16 protein-coding genes and 2 tRNA genes are annotated in these 14,622 nt (G+C 66.7%); 15 read left to right on the top strand and 3 right to left on the bottom strand.

Features of this window, described 5'->3' with window-relative positions; genetic code table 11:
* Positions 1-7 precede the first annotated feature (7 nt).
* From gmk to BLQ61_RS06180, 3 genes are all read left to right on the top strand, one after another.
* Positions 8-628, top strand: a complete 621-nt coding sequence (gene gmk / locus BLQ61_RS06190) for a guanylate kinase (protein ID WP_091567912.1) — start codon at positions 8-10, stop codon at positions 626-628.
* A 33-nt stretch (positions 629-661) separates the two neighbouring features.
* The gene (rpoZ, locus tag BLQ61_RS06185) at positions 662-865 is read left to right on the top strand and encodes a DNA-directed RNA polymerase subunit omega (RefSeq protein ID WP_091567910.1); all 204 of its coding nucleotides are present in this window, start codon (positions 662-664) and stop codon (positions 863-865) included.
* Positions 866-984: 119 nt separating this feature from the next.
* Complete coding sequence (locus tag BLQ61_RS06180; RefSeq protein ID WP_091567907.1) at positions 985-3,246, top strand: RelA/SpoT family protein; 2,262 nt, start codon at positions 985-987, stop codon at positions 3,244-3,246.
* Positions 3,247-3,257: 11 nt separating this feature from the next.
* On the opposite strand, the gene greB is transcribed toward BLQ61_RS06180, so the two are convergent.
* The 3 genes from greB to BLQ61_RS06165 all read right to left on the bottom strand — a co-directional run bounded on the left by greB (position 3,258) and on the right by BLQ61_RS06165 (position 4,390).
* Complete coding sequence (greB, locus tag BLQ61_RS06175) at positions 3,258-3,830, bottom strand: transcription elongation factor GreB (RefSeq protein ID WP_091567904.1); 573 nt, start codon at positions 3,828-3,830, stop codon at positions 3,258-3,260.
* Between the two features lie 89 nt (positions 3,831-3,919).
* Positions 3,920-3,996: transfer RNA gene (locus BLQ61_RS06170), tRNA-Arg, on the bottom strand.
* Positions 3,997-4,144: 148 nt separating this feature from the next.
* Positions 4,145-4,390 (bottom strand): hypothetical protein, encoded by a 246-nt coding sequence (locus BLQ61_RS06165; RefSeq protein WP_139182716.1) that lies wholly within the window; start codon positions 4,388-4,390, stop codon positions 4,145-4,147.
* 240 nt (positions 4,391-4,630) lie between these two features.
* On the opposite strand from BLQ61_RS06165, the gene rpsO reads away from it, so the two are divergent.
* The 12 genes from rpsO to nuoF all read left to right on the top strand — a co-directional run bounded on the left by rpsO (position 4,631) and on the right by nuoF (position 14,615).
* The gene (rpsO, locus tag BLQ61_RS06160) at positions 4,631-4,897 is read left to right on the top strand and encodes a 30S ribosomal protein S15 (protein WP_091567899.1); all 267 of its coding nucleotides are present in this window, start codon (positions 4,631-4,633) and stop codon (positions 4,895-4,897) included.
* 230 nt (positions 4,898-5,127) lie between these two features.
* Positions 5,128-7,416 carry a polyribonucleotide nucleotidyltransferase gene (gene pnp / locus BLQ61_RS06155; RefSeq protein WP_091567897.1) on the top strand — a complete coding sequence of 763 codons (2,289 nt, stop codon included), beginning with the start codon at positions 5,128-5,130 and terminating at the stop codon, positions 7,414-7,416.
* An 86-nt stretch (positions 7,417-7,502) separates the two neighbouring features.
* Positions 7,503-8,495, top strand: a complete 993-nt coding sequence (locus BLQ61_RS06150; RefSeq protein ID WP_091568596.1) for an NAD(P)H-quinone oxidoreductase — start codon at positions 7,503-7,505, stop codon at positions 8,493-8,495.
* The gene (gene tpiA / locus BLQ61_RS06145) at positions 8,495-9,253 is read left to right on the top strand and encodes a triose-phosphate isomerase (protein WP_091567894.1); all 759 of its coding nucleotides are present in this window, start codon (positions 8,495-8,497) and stop codon (positions 9,251-9,253) included. The genes BLQ61_RS06150 and tpiA overlap by 1 nt, the downstream gene beginning before the upstream one ends.
* 35 nt (positions 9,254-9,288) lie before the next feature.
* A complete protein-coding gene (gene secG / locus BLQ61_RS06140) occupies positions 9,289-9,678 on the top strand; it encodes a preprotein translocase subunit SecG (RefSeq protein WP_091567890.1) in 390 nt (129 codons plus the stop codon).
* Positions 9,679-9,808: 130 nt separating this feature from the next.
* Positions 9,809-9,893: transfer RNA gene (locus tag BLQ61_RS06135), tRNA-Leu, on the top strand.
* Between the two features lie 76 nt (positions 9,894-9,969).
* Positions 9,970-10,329: an NADH-quinone oxidoreductase subunit A gene (locus BLQ61_RS06130; protein WP_091567887.1), complete on the top strand. Its 360-nt coding sequence runs from the start codon at positions 9,970-9,972 to the stop codon at positions 10,327-10,329.
* A gap of 31 nt (positions 10,330-10,360) precedes the next feature.
* A complete protein-coding gene (locus BLQ61_RS06125) occupies positions 10,361-10,840 on the top strand; it encodes a NuoB/complex I 20 kDa subunit family protein (RefSeq protein WP_091567884.1) in 480 nt (159 codons plus the stop codon).
* A 13-nt stretch (positions 10,841-10,853) separates the two neighbouring features.
* The gene (locus tag BLQ61_RS06120; RefSeq protein WP_091567882.1) at positions 10,854-11,489 is read left to right on the top strand and encodes an NADH-quinone oxidoreductase subunit C; all 636 of its coding nucleotides are present in this window, start codon (positions 10,854-10,856) and stop codon (positions 11,487-11,489) included.
* A 29-nt stretch (positions 11,490-11,518) separates the two neighbouring features.
* Positions 11,519-12,772, top strand: coding sequence for an NADH-quinone oxidoreductase subunit D (locus BLQ61_RS06115; RefSeq protein ID WP_091567879.1), 1,254 nt, complete (start codon positions 11,519-11,521; stop codon positions 12,770-12,772).
* Entirely contained in the window at positions 12,769-13,260 is a 492-nt protein-coding gene (gene nuoE, locus BLQ61_RS06110) for an NADH-quinone oxidoreductase subunit NuoE (RefSeq protein WP_091567877.1), read from the top strand. Before BLQ61_RS06115 ends, nuoE begins: the two co-directional genes overlap by 4 nt.
* Positions 13,257-14,615: an NADH-quinone oxidoreductase subunit NuoF gene (gene nuoF, locus BLQ61_RS06105; protein ID WP_091567875.1), complete on the top strand. Its 1,359-nt coding sequence runs from the start codon at positions 13,257-13,259 to the stop codon at positions 14,613-14,615. The genes nuoE and nuoF overlap by 4 nt, the downstream gene beginning before the upstream one ends.
* Positions 14,616-14,622: the final 7 nt, after the last annotated feature.

Below are 14,622 nucleotides of genomic sequence, written 5' to 3'. Positions count from 1 at the left end.
ACCATATATGGACTATCCCGGAAATCTTTTTGTAGTCTCGGCGCCCAGCGGGGCCGGCAAATCCAGCCTGGTCAAGGCACTGATGGAAGTCGACTCGCATGTCCAGCCGTCGGTTTCGCACACCACGCGCGCGCCGCGTGGCCAGGAGCGCCACGGCCGCGAGTACTTCTTCGCCTCCGAGCAGGAATTCGATGCGCTGGTCGCGGCCAACGGCTTCGTCGAGTGGGCCAACGTGCACGGGCGCCGCTACGGCACCTCGCGCCGTGCCATCGAGGAGCGCATCGCCCAGGGCGGCGATGTGGTGCTGGAGATCGACTACCAGGGCGCGCTGCAGATCAAGCAGGCCTTCGCCGAGGCGGTGTTGGTGTTCATCCTGCCGCCGAGCTGGGACGAGCTGCGCTCGCGCCTGGAGCGCCGCGGCGAGGACGCCAGCGACGTGATCGAGATGCGCCTGGCCAATGCCGCGCAGGAGATGGCGCAGGCCGATAAATTCGACTTCGTTATAATCAACGAAGTTTTCGAGCGGGCGCTTTTCGACCTAAAAACCATCGTCCACGCCCAGCGGCTCAAGTACATCGCCCAACGCCGTGCCCGGGCCGACACCTTCGCCTCGCTCAACATCCCCTGATCGCCTTCGCGCCCATTTCCCTGGAGAAACACCATGGCCCGCATCACCGTGGAAGACTGCCTGGAGCAGGTCCCCAACCGTTTTCAGCTCGTGCTGGCCGCCACCTACCGTGCCCGCATGCTCAGCCAGGGCCACACGCCGCGCATCGACAGCCGCAACAAGCCGGCTGTGACCGCGCTGCGTGAAATTGCCGCCGGCAAGGTCGGCCTGGAAATGCTGAAGAAGGTGCCGGGCTGAACACTGCCCGGCTCTGTCCCGTTTCCCACCAAAGCACCGCTGGCCGGTGCTTTCGTTTTTTGCGTGCCCGTGACCATGGCGCTGCGCACGATTTTTTACGGCGCTATAGTTGACGGGCTATGGCTTTTCCTTCCTCCAATGCTCAGGCAGTCACCGCGGCAAAGCCCGTGGATGCGGCCGTTGCCGCCAGCAATGCGGCCGCTGCCAGCTTTGCCGCACTGCTGGAAAAGCTCGACTATCTGACCGAGGCCGAGGCCGAACAGGTCCGGCTGGCCTATCGCTACGCCGACCAGGCGCACCTGGGCCAGTTGCGCAGCAGCGGCGAGCCCTACATTACCCATCCCATCGCCGTCGCTGCGCTGTGCGCTAGCTGGAAGCTGGATGCGCAGGCGCTGTGCGCGGCGCTGCTGCACGATGCGATGGAGGACTGCGGCATCACCAAGTCCGACCTGGTCGAGCGCTTCGGCACGCCGGTGGCGGAGCTGGTGGACGGACTGACCAAGCTGGACAAGCTGCAGTTCAACACGCGCGAGGAAAACCAGGCCGAGTCGTTTCGCAAGATGCTGCTGGCGATGGCGCGCGACGTGCGCGTCATCCTCATCAAGCTGGCCGACCGCACGCACAACATGCGCACGCTGTCGGACATGCCGCGCTCCAAGTGGCGCCGCATTTCGTCGGAGACGCTGGAAGTCTATGCGCCGATCGCCCACCGCCTGGGTCTGAACCAGACCTACCGCGAGTTGCAGGACCTGTCGTTCCGCCACCTGCATCCGTGGCGCTACGAGACGCTGTCCAAGGCCGTGGCGCGCAGCCGCAATCGCAGTCGCGACAGCGTGCAGAAGATGCAGTCCGATGTGGATGCGGCCTTCGTGCGCATGGGCCTGCCGGCGCGCGTGTCCGGGCGTGAGAAGACGCTGTACGCGATTTACCAGAAGATGACCGAGCAGCACCTGAGCTTCGCCCAGGTCATCGACCTGTACGGCTTTCGCGTGGTGGTGGCATCGGTGCTGGACTGCTACACCGCCTTGGGCGTGCTGCACCAGGCGTTCAAGCCGGTGCCAGGCCGGTTCAAGGACCACATCGCCATCGCCAAGCTCAACGGCTACCAGTCGCTGCACACGACGCTGGTGGGCCCGGCCGGCCTGAACGTCGAGTTCCAGATCCGCACCGAGGAGATGCACATCGTCGCCGAGGCCGGGGTGGCGGCGCACTGGTTGTACAGGGCGCGTGCGGCATCCGGCGAGGTCGGGGAATCGGCCGAACCCATGGACACGCAGTGGCTGCAGTCGCTGCTGGACATCCAGAACGAGACGCGCGACGCGGCCGAGTTCTGGGACCATGTCAAGGTCGACCTGTTCCCGGATGCGGTCTATGTCTTCACGCCGCGCAGCCAGATCCTGGCGCTGCCACGCGGCGCGACGGTGGTGGACTTCGCCTACGCCATCCACAGCGACGTGGGCGACCGCACCGTGGGCGCGCGCATCAACAACGAGCAGGTGCCGCTGCGCACCGAGCTGCGCAACGGCGATGTGGTGGAAGTGATGACCGCGCAGGGCGCCAGGCCCAATCCGGCGTGGCTGGGCTTCGTGCGCACGGCGCGCGCACGCTCCAAGATCCGGCATTACCTCAAGAGTCTGGTGCAGGCCGAATCGGCCGGCCTGGGCGAGAAGCTGCTGGCCCAGGCGCTGCGCGCCGAGGGCATTCAGCAGCTGCCAGACGCGCAGGAGCAGTCGGCGCTGTGGGACCGGCTGCTGCATGCCACAGGCAGCCGTTCGCAGACCGAGCTGCTGACCGACATCGGCCTGGGCCGGCGCATCGCCGGCATCGTCGCCAAGCGGCTGGCGGGCCTGCTCGCCGAGGGCGGTCAGCGTCCGGACGCGGTGCTGCTCAGCCGCGAGCGCTATGCGGGGCACGAAAACCTGTCGCAGGGCGCCATCACGGTGGACGGCAGCGAGTCGGCGCCGGTGCAGTACGCTACCTGCTGCCGCCCGGTGCCGGGCGATCCGGTGGTCGGCTACCTGGGGCGTGGCGAGGGCCTGGTGGTGCACCACGCGCAATGCGGCGTGGCCCAGCGCCTGCAGCGCAAGGACGCCGAGCGCTTCATTGCCGTGGACTGGGCGGACGAGCCGGCGCGGCTATTCGACGCCGGCATCACGGTGACGGTGAACAACGGCAAGGGTGTGCTGGCGCGCATCGCATCGGAGCTGAGCAATTCCGAGGCCGACATCGTGCGCATGGACATGGACGACGCCATGGCGACGACGGAGCTGCGCTTCGTGGTCGCCGTGCGCGACCTGTCGCACGTCGAGGCGGTGCTGCGCAACCTGCGCCGCGCGCCGTCGGTAGTGCGCGTGTGGCGCGTGCTGCCGCACGCCGCCTGACGGGACGCCAGTCAATCCTGATTCGGGGGCTCGGGGTAGCATACGTGCAGCACCTCCAGCGTGCGCAGGCCGGCAGGCGTCATCAGCGACACTTCGTCGCCCTCGCGGCTTTTCAGCAAGGCGCGTGCCACCGGCGAGATCCAACTGATCTGCTGCTGTGCGTTGTCCGCTTCGTCGATGCCCATGATGGTCACGGTGCGCTCATCGCCCGTGTCCTCGGCATAGGTGACGGTGGCGCCGAAGAAGACCTGGTCGCTGCCGGCGTGCGCCGATGCGTCCACCACCTCGGCGATTTCCAGGCGCCGTGTCAGGAAGCGGATGCGCCGGTCGATCTCGCGCAGGCGCTTCTTGCCATACAGGTAGTCGCCGTTTTCCGAGCGGTCGCCATTGCTGGCGGCCCAGTGCACGATGTCCACGACCTTGGGCCGCTCCTCATCGATGAGTTGCAGCAGTTCGGCGCGCAGGCGCGCGTAGCCTTGCGGTGTGATGTAGTTCTTGCCGCCGGCAGGCAGGGCGGCTGCCGGGGTAGGGCTGTCGTCCTCGTCCTCGGGGGCGTCGTTTTCGCGGGTGAAGGCTTTGCTCATGCCCACATGGTGCCGTGTTGTGTGCTGGATGGCCAATCAGGCAGGAAACGAAAAAGCCCTGAATCCTTTCGGACTCAGGGCTTGACGTTTGGTGCGGCTGGCAGGAATCGAACCCACGACCCCTTGGTTCGTAGCCAAGTACTCTATCCAGCTGAGCTACAGCCGCTAAGCTTTGAATTGTAGCACGATATTTTCATGCTCTTTTCAAAAATTGTCGTTTTGCTGTTACGTCCTTGCTGGGCGGCGTGCTCTGCGACAACGAGGCGAATTCTAGCGCAGTTTTTTAGTGCTTCCGATGAAGCCGGGCCGATTTCTCAACGCTGTGTGTAGCCCAGGCAGGCGCCGGCATTCGGCCGGCCTCGGCACTCGCGGTACAGGCGGCGGTCGCGCTCTGCGCTGCTTTCCTGCGAATTGTTCTGCTGATGCTTGACCTTGACCATCTTGGTTTTCTTCACTGCGGATGCCTTGGCGGCCAGGGCTGGCGTGGTGAGGCTGGCGCCTAGGCCAAGCGTGGCAGCGAAGGCCAGCAAGCGCAGGCAGGAGCGAGGTGACAGGGACATGGTGGGATCGATGCTTGAATTGTTCGCGATGATGGGCGGTCTGCCTGCAGCGCCGCAACAGGGAGCACGCCGATATCGTGGGAAATGCCCTGGCGATATAATCGAATGGTTTTGCATCCTGCAAGACGCACGCCGGCGGCCTTTCCAGTGGCCGGCGCAAGTCACCATCAGGCCCAGGGTCAGGTTGTCGGAGTCCGCTTCCACTGCCATGTCCCGCCCGGGCCGCACCAGGAAATTTTCATGATCGCATCCTCCGTCAAGGCCGAAGTCGTCAAGGCCAACCAGCGCGCTGCCAACGATACCGGCAGCCCCGAAGTGCAGGTCGCCCTGCTCACGGCGCGCATCAATGAGCTGACCCCCCACTTCAAGCAGCATGCCAAGGACCACCACGGTCGCCGCGGCCTGCTGCGCATGGTCAGCCGCCGCCGCAAGCTGCTGGACTACCTCAAGGCCAAGGACGCCGACCGCTACACGGCCCTGATCGCCAAGCTGGGCCTGCGCAAGTAATTCGCGCAGCCGCACCGCAACGAGAGCGCCTGGGTGGGCTTTGCCTGGTCAGGCGCTTTTGTTTTTTCCATGCGCGGCTTTCGGCAGAAGCGAAGCTGTGTCATTCCAGGGGCGCTGGCAGGCGCCGCCAACGCCACTGGAATGGCATCGTGTTTCTGCATGGAACAGCGCGCAAGCCCTTGCTGGACAAGCGTGTCCAGCTATCAACGAATGAGCAAGGAGCCATCGCCATGAGCATCTTCAACAAAGTCACCAAGACCTTCCAATGGGGTGAGCACACCGTCACCATGGAAACCGGTGAGATCGCGCGCCAGGCCTCTGGCGCCGTCCTCGTCAACATCGACGACACCGTGGTGCTGGCCACCGTGGTCGCCAGCAAGAATGCCAAACCCGGCCAGGACTTCTTCCCGCTGACGGTGGACTACATCGAGAAGACCTACGCCGCCGGCAAGATCCCGGGCAGCTTCTTCAAGCGCGAGGCCAAGTCCTCCGAGCTGGAGACGCTCACCAGCCGCCTGATCGACCGCCCGATCCGCCCGCTGTTCCCCGAGGGCTTCTACAACGAGGTGCACGTGGTCATCCACACCATCTCGCTGAACCCCGAAGTGGACGCCGACATCGCAGCCATGATCGCCGTCAGCGCCGCGCTGTCGATCTCCGGCATCCCGTTCAGCGGCCCGATCGGCGCCGCCCGCGTGGGCTACGTGAACGGCCAGTACGTGCTCAACCCGGGCCAGACCGCGCGCAAGAACTCGCAGCTGGACCTGGTCGTGGCCGGCACCGAAGCTGCCGTGCTGATGGTCGAGTCCGAAGCCGAGCAACTGCCCGAGGATGTGATGCTGGGCGCCGTGGTCTTCGGCCACGAGCAGGGCCGCGTCGCCATCAACGCCATCCACGAGCTGGTGCGCGAGGCCGGCAAGCCGGTGTGGGACTGGAAGGCGCCGGCGCAGGACGAGGCTTTCCTGGCCAAGGTGAAGGGTCTGGCCGAGGACAAGCTGCGCGCCGCCTACCAGATCCGCAGCAAGCAGGGCCGCACCCAGGCGCTGCGCGAGGCATCGGCAGCGGTGCTGCAAAGCCTGAAGGACGAGGGCGCCGAGTTCGATTCCACGCGCGTCGAATCCATGCTGTTCGACCTGGAGGCGCAGATCGTGCGCGGCCAGATCCTCGCCGGCGAGCCGCGCATCGACGGGCGCGACACGCGCACCGTGCGCCCGATCGAGATCCGCACGTCGCTCTTGCCGCGTACACACGGCTCGGCGCTGTTCACGCGCGGCGAGACGCAGGCGCTGGTGGTGACGACCTTGGGCACCGAGCGCGACGCGCAGCGCATCGACGCGCTGGCCGGCGAGTTCGAGGACCGCTTCCTGTTCCACTACAACATGCCTCCCTTCGCCACCGGCGAAGTCGGTCGCATGGGCTCGACCAAGCGCCGCGAGGTCGGCCACGGCCGCCTGGCCAAGCGCGCGCTGATCGCCGCGCTGCCCGCGAAGGACGAGTTCCCCTACACCATCCGCGTGGTCTCGGAGATCACCGAATCCAACGGCTCGTCGTCGATGGCTTCGGTCTGCGGCGGCTGCCTGTCGCTGATGGACGCCGGCGTGCCCATGAAGGCGCACGTGGCCGGCATCGCCATGGGCCTGATCAAGGATGGCAACCGCTTCGCCGTGCTGACCGACATCCTGGGCGACGAGGACCACCTGGGCGACATGGACTTCAAGGTCGCCGGCACCACCGCCGGCATCACCGCGCTGCAGATGGACATCAAGATCCAGGGCATCACGCGCGAGATCATGGAAGTCGCCTTGGCCCAGGCCAAGGAAGCGCGCATGCACATCCTGGGCAAGATGCAGGAGTCCATGGGCGAGGCGCGCACCGAGATCTCCAGCTTCGCGCCCAAGCTCTTCACGATGAAGATCAACCCCGAGAAGATCCGCGACGTGATCGGCAAGGGCGGCGCCACCATCCGCGCGTTGACCGACGAGACCGGCTGCCAGATCAACATCGAGGAAGACGGCACCATCACCATCGCCTCCAACGATTCGGCCAAGGCCGACGAGGCCAAGCGCCGCATCGAGGAGATCACGGCCGAGGTCGAGGTGGGCAAGATCTATGAAGGCCCGGTCACCAAGGTGTTGGACTTCGGCGCGCTGATCAACCTGCTGCCCGGCAAGGACGGCCTGCTGCACATCAGCCAGATCGCCCACGAGCGCGTGGAGAACGTGGGCGACTACCTGCAAGAAGGCCAGGTGGTGCGCGTGAAGGTGCTGGAGACCGACGAGAAGGGCCGCGTCAAGCTGTCCCTCAAGGCGCTGACCGAGCGTCCGGCCGGCATGGAACGCTCTGAGCGTGGCGAGCGCTCCGAGCGCGGCGACCGTGGCGAGCGCCGTGACGGTGGCCGCCGCGAGGGTGGCTACGGCGAGCGTCGCGAAGGCGGCTACCGCGGTGGCAATGGCAATGGTCAAGTCGGTGACGCCGGCCGTGGCCAGGGTGGTGACCTGCCCGGCGGCCACGACGCCTGATTGCTATCGAAAGCAGAGCTGCTGGCCCTTTGAAATAAAGGGCTGGCGGCCGTTTTGATGCTGATTTTGCAATGAGCGATACCACCATGCAGGCCGTGGAAATCATGGCCTTCGGCGCGCCCGAGGGCCTGCGCCTGGGGACGCGGCCGCGCCCCCAGCCCGGTGCGGGCGAGCTGTTGATCCGCGTGTCGGCCAGCGGGGTGAACCGCCCCGACGTGCTGCAGCGCAAGGGCCACTACGCGCCCCCGCCGGGTGTGTCGGACCTGCCGGGGCTGGAAGTGGCGGGCGTGATCGAGGGCGGCGACGCCGCGGCGCTGGCGCAGGCCGGTCTGCGTGTCGGCGACCGAGTGTGTGCGCTGGTCGCTGGCGGCGGTTATGCGCCTTGGTGCGTGGCGCCGGTGGCGCAGTGCCTGCCGGTGCCGGCCGGCCTGTCCGACATCGAGGCGGCGTCGCTGCCCGAGACCTTCTTCACCGTCTGGAGCAACGTCTTCGACCGCGGCCGGCTGCAGGCCGGCGAGGTGCTGCTGGTGCAGGGCGGCAGCAGCGGCATCGGCGTGACGGCGATCCAGCTGGCACGCGCGCGTGGCGCCACCGTGATCGCCACGGCAGGTTCTGACGACAAGTGCGCCGCATGCCTGGAGCTGGGCGCGCATCACGCCATCAACTACCGCGAGCAGGATTTCAGTGCCGAGGTGCTGCGCCTGACGGACGGCCGGGGTGCCGACGTGGTGCTGGACATGGTCGCCGGCGACTATGTGGCGCGCGAGATCGCTTGCCTGGCCGAGGACGGGCGCATCGTCATCATCGCCGTGCAGGGCGGCACCCGCGCCGCCATCGACGCTAGCGCGGTGCTGAGAAAGCGCCTGACGGTGACCGGCTCGACACTGCGCCCGCGCCCGGTGGCATTCAAGGCCGCCATCGCCCAGGCGCTGCACCGCGAGGTCTGGCCGCTGCTTGAGGACGGCCGCATCCGTCCGGTGATACACAAGACCTTTGCCGCCGCCGAGGCGGCGCAGGCCCATGCGCTGATGGAGTCCGGTCGGCACGTGGGCAAGATCGTTCTGACCTGGGAGGGGTGATGACGCGAGGCAAGCTGATTGCAGGCAACTGGAAGATGAATGGCGGCTTGGCGGTGAACGAGGCGCTGCTGCAGGCGCTGCGCGCGGGCCTGCAGGAGCAGGCGCCCGGCTGCGGCGTGGCGGTCGCCGTGCCGGCGCCGTATCTGGCGCAGGTGCAGGCGCTGACCAGCGGCACGTCCATCGCCCTGGCGGCGCAGGACGTGTCGCAGCACGACGTCGGCGCCTATACCGGCGAGGTCTCGGCGGCCATGCTGCGCGACTTTGGCGCGCGCTATGTGCTGGTGGGGCATTCCGAGCGCCGCCAGTACCACGGCGAAAGCGACGCCGCGGTGGCCGAGAAGGCGCGCAAGGCGCTGGCCGCGGGCATCACGCCCATCGTCTGCGTGGGCGAGAGCCTGGCCGAACGCGAGTCCGGCCAGACCATGGACGTGGTGCGCCGCCAGCTGGCAGCCGTGGTGCAGGCCAACGGCCACTGCATCAGCGAGATCGTCGTCGCCTACGAGCCTGTTTGGGCCATTGGTACGGGCCGCACGGCCAGCCCGGCGCAGGCGCAGGAAGTGCATGCCGTGCTGCGCGCGCAGCTGGCTGCGGCCACGCCGCAGGCCCAGCGCATGCTGCTGCTGTACGGCGGCAGCATGAACGCGGCCAATGCCGCCGAGCTGCTGGCGCAGCCGGACATCGACGGCGGCCTGGTCGGCGGGGCCGCGCTCAAGGCCCAGGATTTTCTGCAAATCATCGCGGCAGCGACCGCCGAATAACGGCCTGCTGCTACTAATTCAGGAGTTGAAGACACATGAGTGCATTGGTGAACGTGATTCTGGCGGTGCAGATGCTCGCCGCCCTGGCCATGATCGGCCTGATCCTCATCCAGCATGGCAAGGGCGCCGACATGGGCGCGGCCTTCGGCGGCGGCAGCTCGGGCAGCCTGTTCGGCGCCAGTGGCAGCGCCAACTTCCTGTCGCGCACCACGGCGGTGCTGGCCACGGTGTTCTTCCTGGCGACGCTGGCGCTGGCCTACCTGGGCAACCAGCGTGCGCCCAGCGTCGGCAGCGTGCTGGAGGCCCCGGCAGCGGCCGTGCCTGCCGCGCCAGCGCTGACTGCGCCGCAGTCCGAGGCGCCGGCCGACGTGCCTGCACCGGCTGCCGAGCCGGCGCAGGGCGCCGCGCAAATCCCGACGAAATGACTTGGCGCAAGGCTCGGGTAAATAACCAGTGCCCGACCTGTGACAGGGTTTTTCCGGGTTAGAATCGCGGTCTGTCTGGATATCCGTCCGGCGTACGCCGAATGGCTTAGACAGACGCAATAACAAGACAGCCGTCGTGGTGAAATTGGTAGACACGCTATCTTGAGGGGGTAGTGGCGAAAGCTGTGCGAGTTCGAGTCTCGCCGACGGCACCAATCACGTAAAGGCCGCCCGTCCGGTGTCGCGAAGCGACCAGGGCAGGGCGGCTTTTCAACGCTGAGCAGGTCCCACATGAATCTCGATCAGTATCTCCCGGTCCTCCTGTTCATTCTGGTGGGAGCCGCCATTGGCGTCGTGCCCCTGCTGCTGGGCTATGTCCTGGGTCCGAATCGTCCGGACGCCGCCAAGAATTCCCCGTATGAATGCGGATTCGAGGCTTTCGAGGATGCGCGCATGAAGTTCGACGTGCGCTACTACCTCGTGGCCATCCTGTTCATCCTGTTCGACCTGGAGATCGCCTTCCTGTTTCCGTGGGCCGTGAGCCTGCAGGAAGTCGGCATGACCGGGTTCGTTGCCGTGCTGATCTTCCTGGCCATCCTGGTCGTGGGCTTTGCCTACGAGTGGAAAAAGGGCGCGCTGAACTGGGAATGAGCGGCCACGCCGCCGCACAAGGAATACCACGATGATTGAAGGTGTGATGAAGGAAGGCTTCATCACCACGAGCTACGACTCGGTGGTGAACTGGGCCAAGACCGGATCGCTGTGGCCGATGACCTTCGGCCTGGCTTGCTGCGCGGTCGAGATGATGCACGCTGCCGCGGCGCGCTACGACATCGGCCGTTTCGGCGCCGAGGTGTTCCGCGCCAGCCCGCGCCAGTCCGACCTGATGATCGTCGCCGGCACGCTGTGCAACAAGATGGCGCCGGCGCTGCGCAAGGTGTACGACCAGATGGCCGAGCCGCGCTGGGTCATCTCCATGGGTTCGTGCGCCAACGGCGGCGGCTACTACCACTACAGCTATTCGGTGGTGCGCGGCTGCGACCGCATCGTGCCGGTGGACGTCTACGTGCCGGGCTGCCCGCCCACGGCCGAGGCGCTGATCTACGGGATCATCCAGCTGCAGCAGAAGATCCGCCGCACCAACACCATCGCGCGTGCGTGAGCGAGGCCCCACGATGAGCATTCCTCCTTCTTCCGCCGCGCTGCCGGCCATTCCCGCCACGCCCGAGCAGCTGCGCGACACCGTCGCCGCGGCGCTGGGCGAGCGTGCGCGCTCCGTCACCGTGGCTCTGGGCGAGGTGACGGCCGTGGTGTCCGCCGCCGAGTACCTGGCCGCCATGCAGACCCTGCGCGATGCGCCGGGCTGCCGCTTCGAGCAACTGATCGACCTGTGCGGCGTGGACTATTCCGCCTACGGCAACGTGGGGGTGGAAGGCGCGCGCTACGCCGTGGTCACACACCTGCTGTCGGTATCGCTGAACCAGCGCGTGCGCGTCAAGGTGTTCTGCCTGGACGACGACTTTCCCGTCATCGCCTCGGTCAACGGCCTGTGGAACGCGGCCAACTGGTTCGAGCGCGAGGCGTTCGACCTGTTCGGCATCGTCTTCGAAGGCCACGACGACCTGCGCCGCATTCTGACCGACTACGGCTTCATCGGTCACCCGTTCCGCAAGGACTTCCCGCTGTCGGGCCACGTCGAGATGCGCTACGACACCGAGCTGCGCCGCGTGGTCTACGAGCCCGTGACCATCGAGCCACGCGAAGTCACCCCGCGCATCATCCGCGAGGACAACTACGGAGGCCTGCACTAAAAGCGCCGCCGCGCCCAGGTGACCCACCCATGGCTGAAATCAAGAACTACTCCCTGAACTTCGGTCCGCAGCACCCGGCCGCGCACGGCGTGCTGCGCCTGGTGCTGGAGCTCGACGGCGAGGTCGTGCAGCGCGCAGACCCGCATATCGGCCTGCTGCACCGCGCCACCGAAAAGCTCGCCGAGCACAAGACCTACATCCAGTCGCTGCCCTACATGGACCGGCTGGACTACGTGTCGATGATGTGCAACGAGCATGCCTACTGCCTGGCCATCGAGAAGATGCTGGGCATCGAGGTGCCGCTGCGCGCGCAGTACATCCGCGTGATGTTCTCCGAGATCACGCGCATCATGAACCACCTGATGTGGCTGGGCTCGCACGGCAACGACTGCGGCAGCTCGACCATCCTGGTCTACACGTTCCGCGAGCGCGAGGACCTGTTCGACATGTACGAGGCGGTCTCGGGCGCTCGCATGCACGCAGCCTACTTCCGTCCGGGCGGCGTGTACCGCGACCTGCCCGACAGCATGCCGCAGTACCAAGCCAGCAAGGTGCGCAACGCGCGCGCCATCGCCGAGCGCAACCGCAACCGCCAGGGCTCGCTGCTGGACTTCATCGAGGACTTCACGCAGCGCTTCCCGAAGTGCGTGGACGAGTACGAGACGCTGCTGACCGACAACCGCATCTGGAAGCAGCGCACCGTGGGCATCGGCGTGGTCGCGCCCGAGCGCGCCCTGAACCTGGGCATGACCGGCCCGATGCTGCGCGGCTCGGGCATCGCCTGGGACCTGCGCAAGACGCAGCCCTACGAGGTCTATGACCGCATGGACTTCGACATCCCGGTGGGCGTGACGGGCGACAGCTACGACCGCTACCTGGTGCGCGTGGCCGAGATGCGCCAGTCCAACCGCATCATCCAGCAGTGCGTGCAGTGGCTGCGCGCCAACCCCGGCCCGGTGATCGTGGACAACCACAAGATCGCCCCGCCGCCGCGCGAGAACATGAAGAGCGGCATGGAGGACCTGATCCACCACTTCAAGCTTTTCACCGAGGGCTTCCGCGTGCCCGAGGGCGAGGCCTATGCCGCCGTCGAGCATCCCAAGGGGGAGTTCGGCATCTACATGATCAGCGACGGTGCCAACAAGCCCTACCGCCTGAAGATCCGCGCCCCCGGCTTCGCGCACCTGGCCACGCTCGACGAGCTGGCGCGCGGGCATATGCTGGCCGATGCCGTGGCCATCATCGGCACGCTGGATATCGTGTTTGGAGAGATCGACCGATGATCACCGAAGCAACCCGAGAGCGTTTCGCCCGCGAGGTGGCGAAGTACCCGGCCGAGCAGAAGCAGTCGGCCGTCATGGCCTGCCTGGCCATCGTGCAGCAGGAGCAGGGCCACATCACCCAGGCGGCCGAGGCGGAGATCGCCGAGTACCTGGAGATGCCCGAGATCGCCGTGCGCGAGGTCACGACGTTCTACAACATGTACAACCAGCAGCCGGTGGGCAAGTACAAGCTGGCGGTGTGCACCAACCTGCCATGCCAGCTGCGCCGCGGCCAGGACGCGCTGCATCATCTCGAGGCCAAGCTCGGCATCAAGATGGGCGAGACCACGCCCGATGGCCTGTTCACGCTGCAGCAATGCGAGTGTCTGGGCGCCTGCGCCGACGCGCCGGTGATGCTGGTCAACGACCGCAACATGTGCAGCTTCATGGAAGACGACAAGCTGGACCAGCTGGTGGACGGCCTGCGCGCCGCGGAGGGTCGGGCATGAACAACGCCGCAGCCAACAGCATCCTGGCGCAGTTCCAGGCCACGGGCGTGGAGACCTGCTTCCATGATCGCCACATCGAGCCGCAGATCTACGCCGGCCTGGACGGCCGCAACTGGGGCCTGAAGGACTACGAGGCGCGCGGCGGCTATGCCGCGCTGCGCAAGATCCTGGGCGTGGATGGCGGAGAAGGCCTGACGCAGGACCAGGTGATCGCCACCGTCAAGGAATCCGGCCTGCGCGGCCGCGGCGGTGCGGGCTTTCCGACCGGGCTGAAGTGGAGCTTCATGCCGCGCCAGTTCCCGGGCCAGAAGCACCTGGTGTGCAACTCGGACGAGGGCGAGCCGGGCACCTGCAAGGACCGCGACATCCTCATGTACAACCCGCACATCGTCATCGAAGGGATGGCGATCGCGGCGTACGCCATGGGCATCAGCCTGGGCTACAACTACATCCACGGCGAGATCTTCCAGGTCTACGAGCGCTTCGAGGCCGCGCTGGAGGAAGCCCGCGCCGCCGGTTACCTGGGCGACAACATCCTGGGCAGCTCCTTCAGCTTCCAGCTGCACGCGCACCACGGCTTCGGCGCCTACATCTGCGGCGAGGAAACCGCGCTGCTCGAGTCGCTGGAGGGCAAGAAGGGCCAGCCGCGCTTCAAGCCGCCGTTCCCGGCCAGCTTCGGCCTGTACGGCAAGCCGACGACCATCAACAACACCGAGACCTTCGCCGCGGTGCCGTGGATCATCCGCCACGGCGGGCAGGCGTATCTCGAGTGCGGCAAGCCGAACAACGGCGGCACCAAGATCTTCTCGGTCTCGGGCGACGTCGAGCGGCCCGGCAACTACGAGGTGCCCATGGGCACTCCGTTCCCCAAGCTGCTGGAACTGGCGGGCGGGGTGCGCAAGGGGCGCCAGCTCAAGGCGGTGATTCCGGGCGGCTCGTCGTCGCCGGTGCTGCCGGCCGACATCATGATGGCCTGCACGCTGGACTACGACTCGATCGCCAAGGCCGGCTCGATGCTGGGCTCGGGCGCGGTCATCGTCATGGACGACTCGCGCGACATGGTCGAGTCGCTGCTGCGCCTGTCGTACTTCTACATGCACGAGTCCTGCGGGCAGTGCACACCGTGCCGCGAGGGCACCGGCTGGCTGTGGCGCGTGGTCGACCGCATCCAGCACGGCCAGGGCCGCACCGAGGACATCGAGCTGCTCGACTCGGTGGCTTTCAACATCATGGGCCGCACCATCTGCGCCTTGGGTGATGCCGCCGCCATGCCGGTGCGCGCCATGCTCCAGCATTTCCGGCACGAGTTCGTCGCCAAGATCGAGGCCGCCACCCGGCAGGCCGCAGCCGCCTGACAGGGGG

The organism is Oryzisolibacter propanilivorax, from assembly GCF_900103645.1.
GTDB classification, from domain to species: domain Bacteria; phylum Pseudomonadota; class Gammaproteobacteria; order Burkholderiales; family Burkholderiaceae_C; genus Melaminivora; species Melaminivora propanilivorax.
Note: the sequence above shows the minus strand (reverse complement) of the source record. Positions and strands in the feature narration are given on the sequence as shown.

What these genes read in the sequence shown, in the direction of transcription:
- gmk (WP_091567912.1), top strand. Translation starts at nt 8, where the DNA reads ATGGACTATCCCGGAAATCTTTTTGTAGTCTCGGCGCCCAGCGGGGCC.
- rpoZ (WP_091567910.1), top strand. Translation starts at nt 662, where the DNA reads ATGGCCCGCATCACCGTGGAAGACTGCCTGGAGCAGGTCCCCAACCGT.
- BLQ61_RS06180 (WP_091567907.1), top strand. Translation starts at nt 985, where the DNA reads ATGGCTTTTCCTTCCTCCAATGCTCAGGCAGTCACCGCGGCAAAGCCC.
- greB (WP_091567904.1), bottom strand. Translation starts at nt 3,830, where the DNA reads ATGAGCAAAGCCTTCACCCGCGAAAACGACGCCCCCGAGGACGAGGAC.
- BLQ61_RS06165 (WP_139182716.1), bottom strand. Translation starts at nt 4,390, where the DNA reads ATGTCCCTGTCACCTCGCTCCTGCCTGCGCTTGCTGGCCTTCGCTGCC.
- rpsO (WP_091567899.1), top strand. Translation starts at nt 4,631, where the DNA reads ATGATCGCATCCTCCGTCAAGGCCGAAGTCGTCAAGGCCAACCAGCGC.
- pnp (WP_091567897.1), top strand. Translation starts at nt 5,128, where the DNA reads ATGAGCATCTTCAACAAAGTCACCAAGACCTTCCAATGGGGTGAGCAC.
- BLQ61_RS06150 (WP_091568596.1), top strand. Translation starts at nt 7,503, where the DNA reads ATGCAGGCCGTGGAAATCATGGCCTTCGGCGCGCCCGAGGGCCTGCGC.
- tpiA (WP_091567894.1), top strand. Translation starts at nt 8,495, where the DNA reads ATGACGCGAGGCAAGCTGATTGCAGGCAACTGGAAGATGAATGGCGGC.
- secG (WP_091567890.1), top strand. Translation starts at nt 9,289, where the DNA reads ATGAGTGCATTGGTGAACGTGATTCTGGCGGTGCAGATGCTCGCCGCC.
- BLQ61_RS06130 (WP_091567887.1), top strand. Translation starts at nt 9,970, where the DNA reads ATGAATCTCGATCAGTATCTCCCGGTCCTCCTGTTCATTCTGGTGGGA.
- BLQ61_RS06125 (WP_091567884.1), top strand. Translation starts at nt 10,361, where the DNA reads ATGATTGAAGGTGTGATGAAGGAAGGCTTCATCACCACGAGCTACGAC.
- BLQ61_RS06120 (WP_091567882.1), top strand. Translation starts at nt 10,854, where the DNA reads ATGAGCATTCCTCCTTCTTCCGCCGCGCTGCCGGCCATTCCCGCCACG.
- BLQ61_RS06115 (WP_091567879.1), top strand. Translation starts at nt 11,519, where the DNA reads ATGGCTGAAATCAAGAACTACTCCCTGAACTTCGGTCCGCAGCACCCG.
- nuoE (WP_091567877.1), top strand. Translation starts at nt 12,769, where the DNA reads ATGATCACCGAAGCAACCCGAGAGCGTTTCGCCCGCGAGGTGGCGAAG.
- nuoF (WP_091567875.1), top strand. Translation starts at nt 13,257, where the DNA reads ATGAACAACGCCGCAGCCAACAGCATCCTGGCGCAGTTCCAGGCCACG.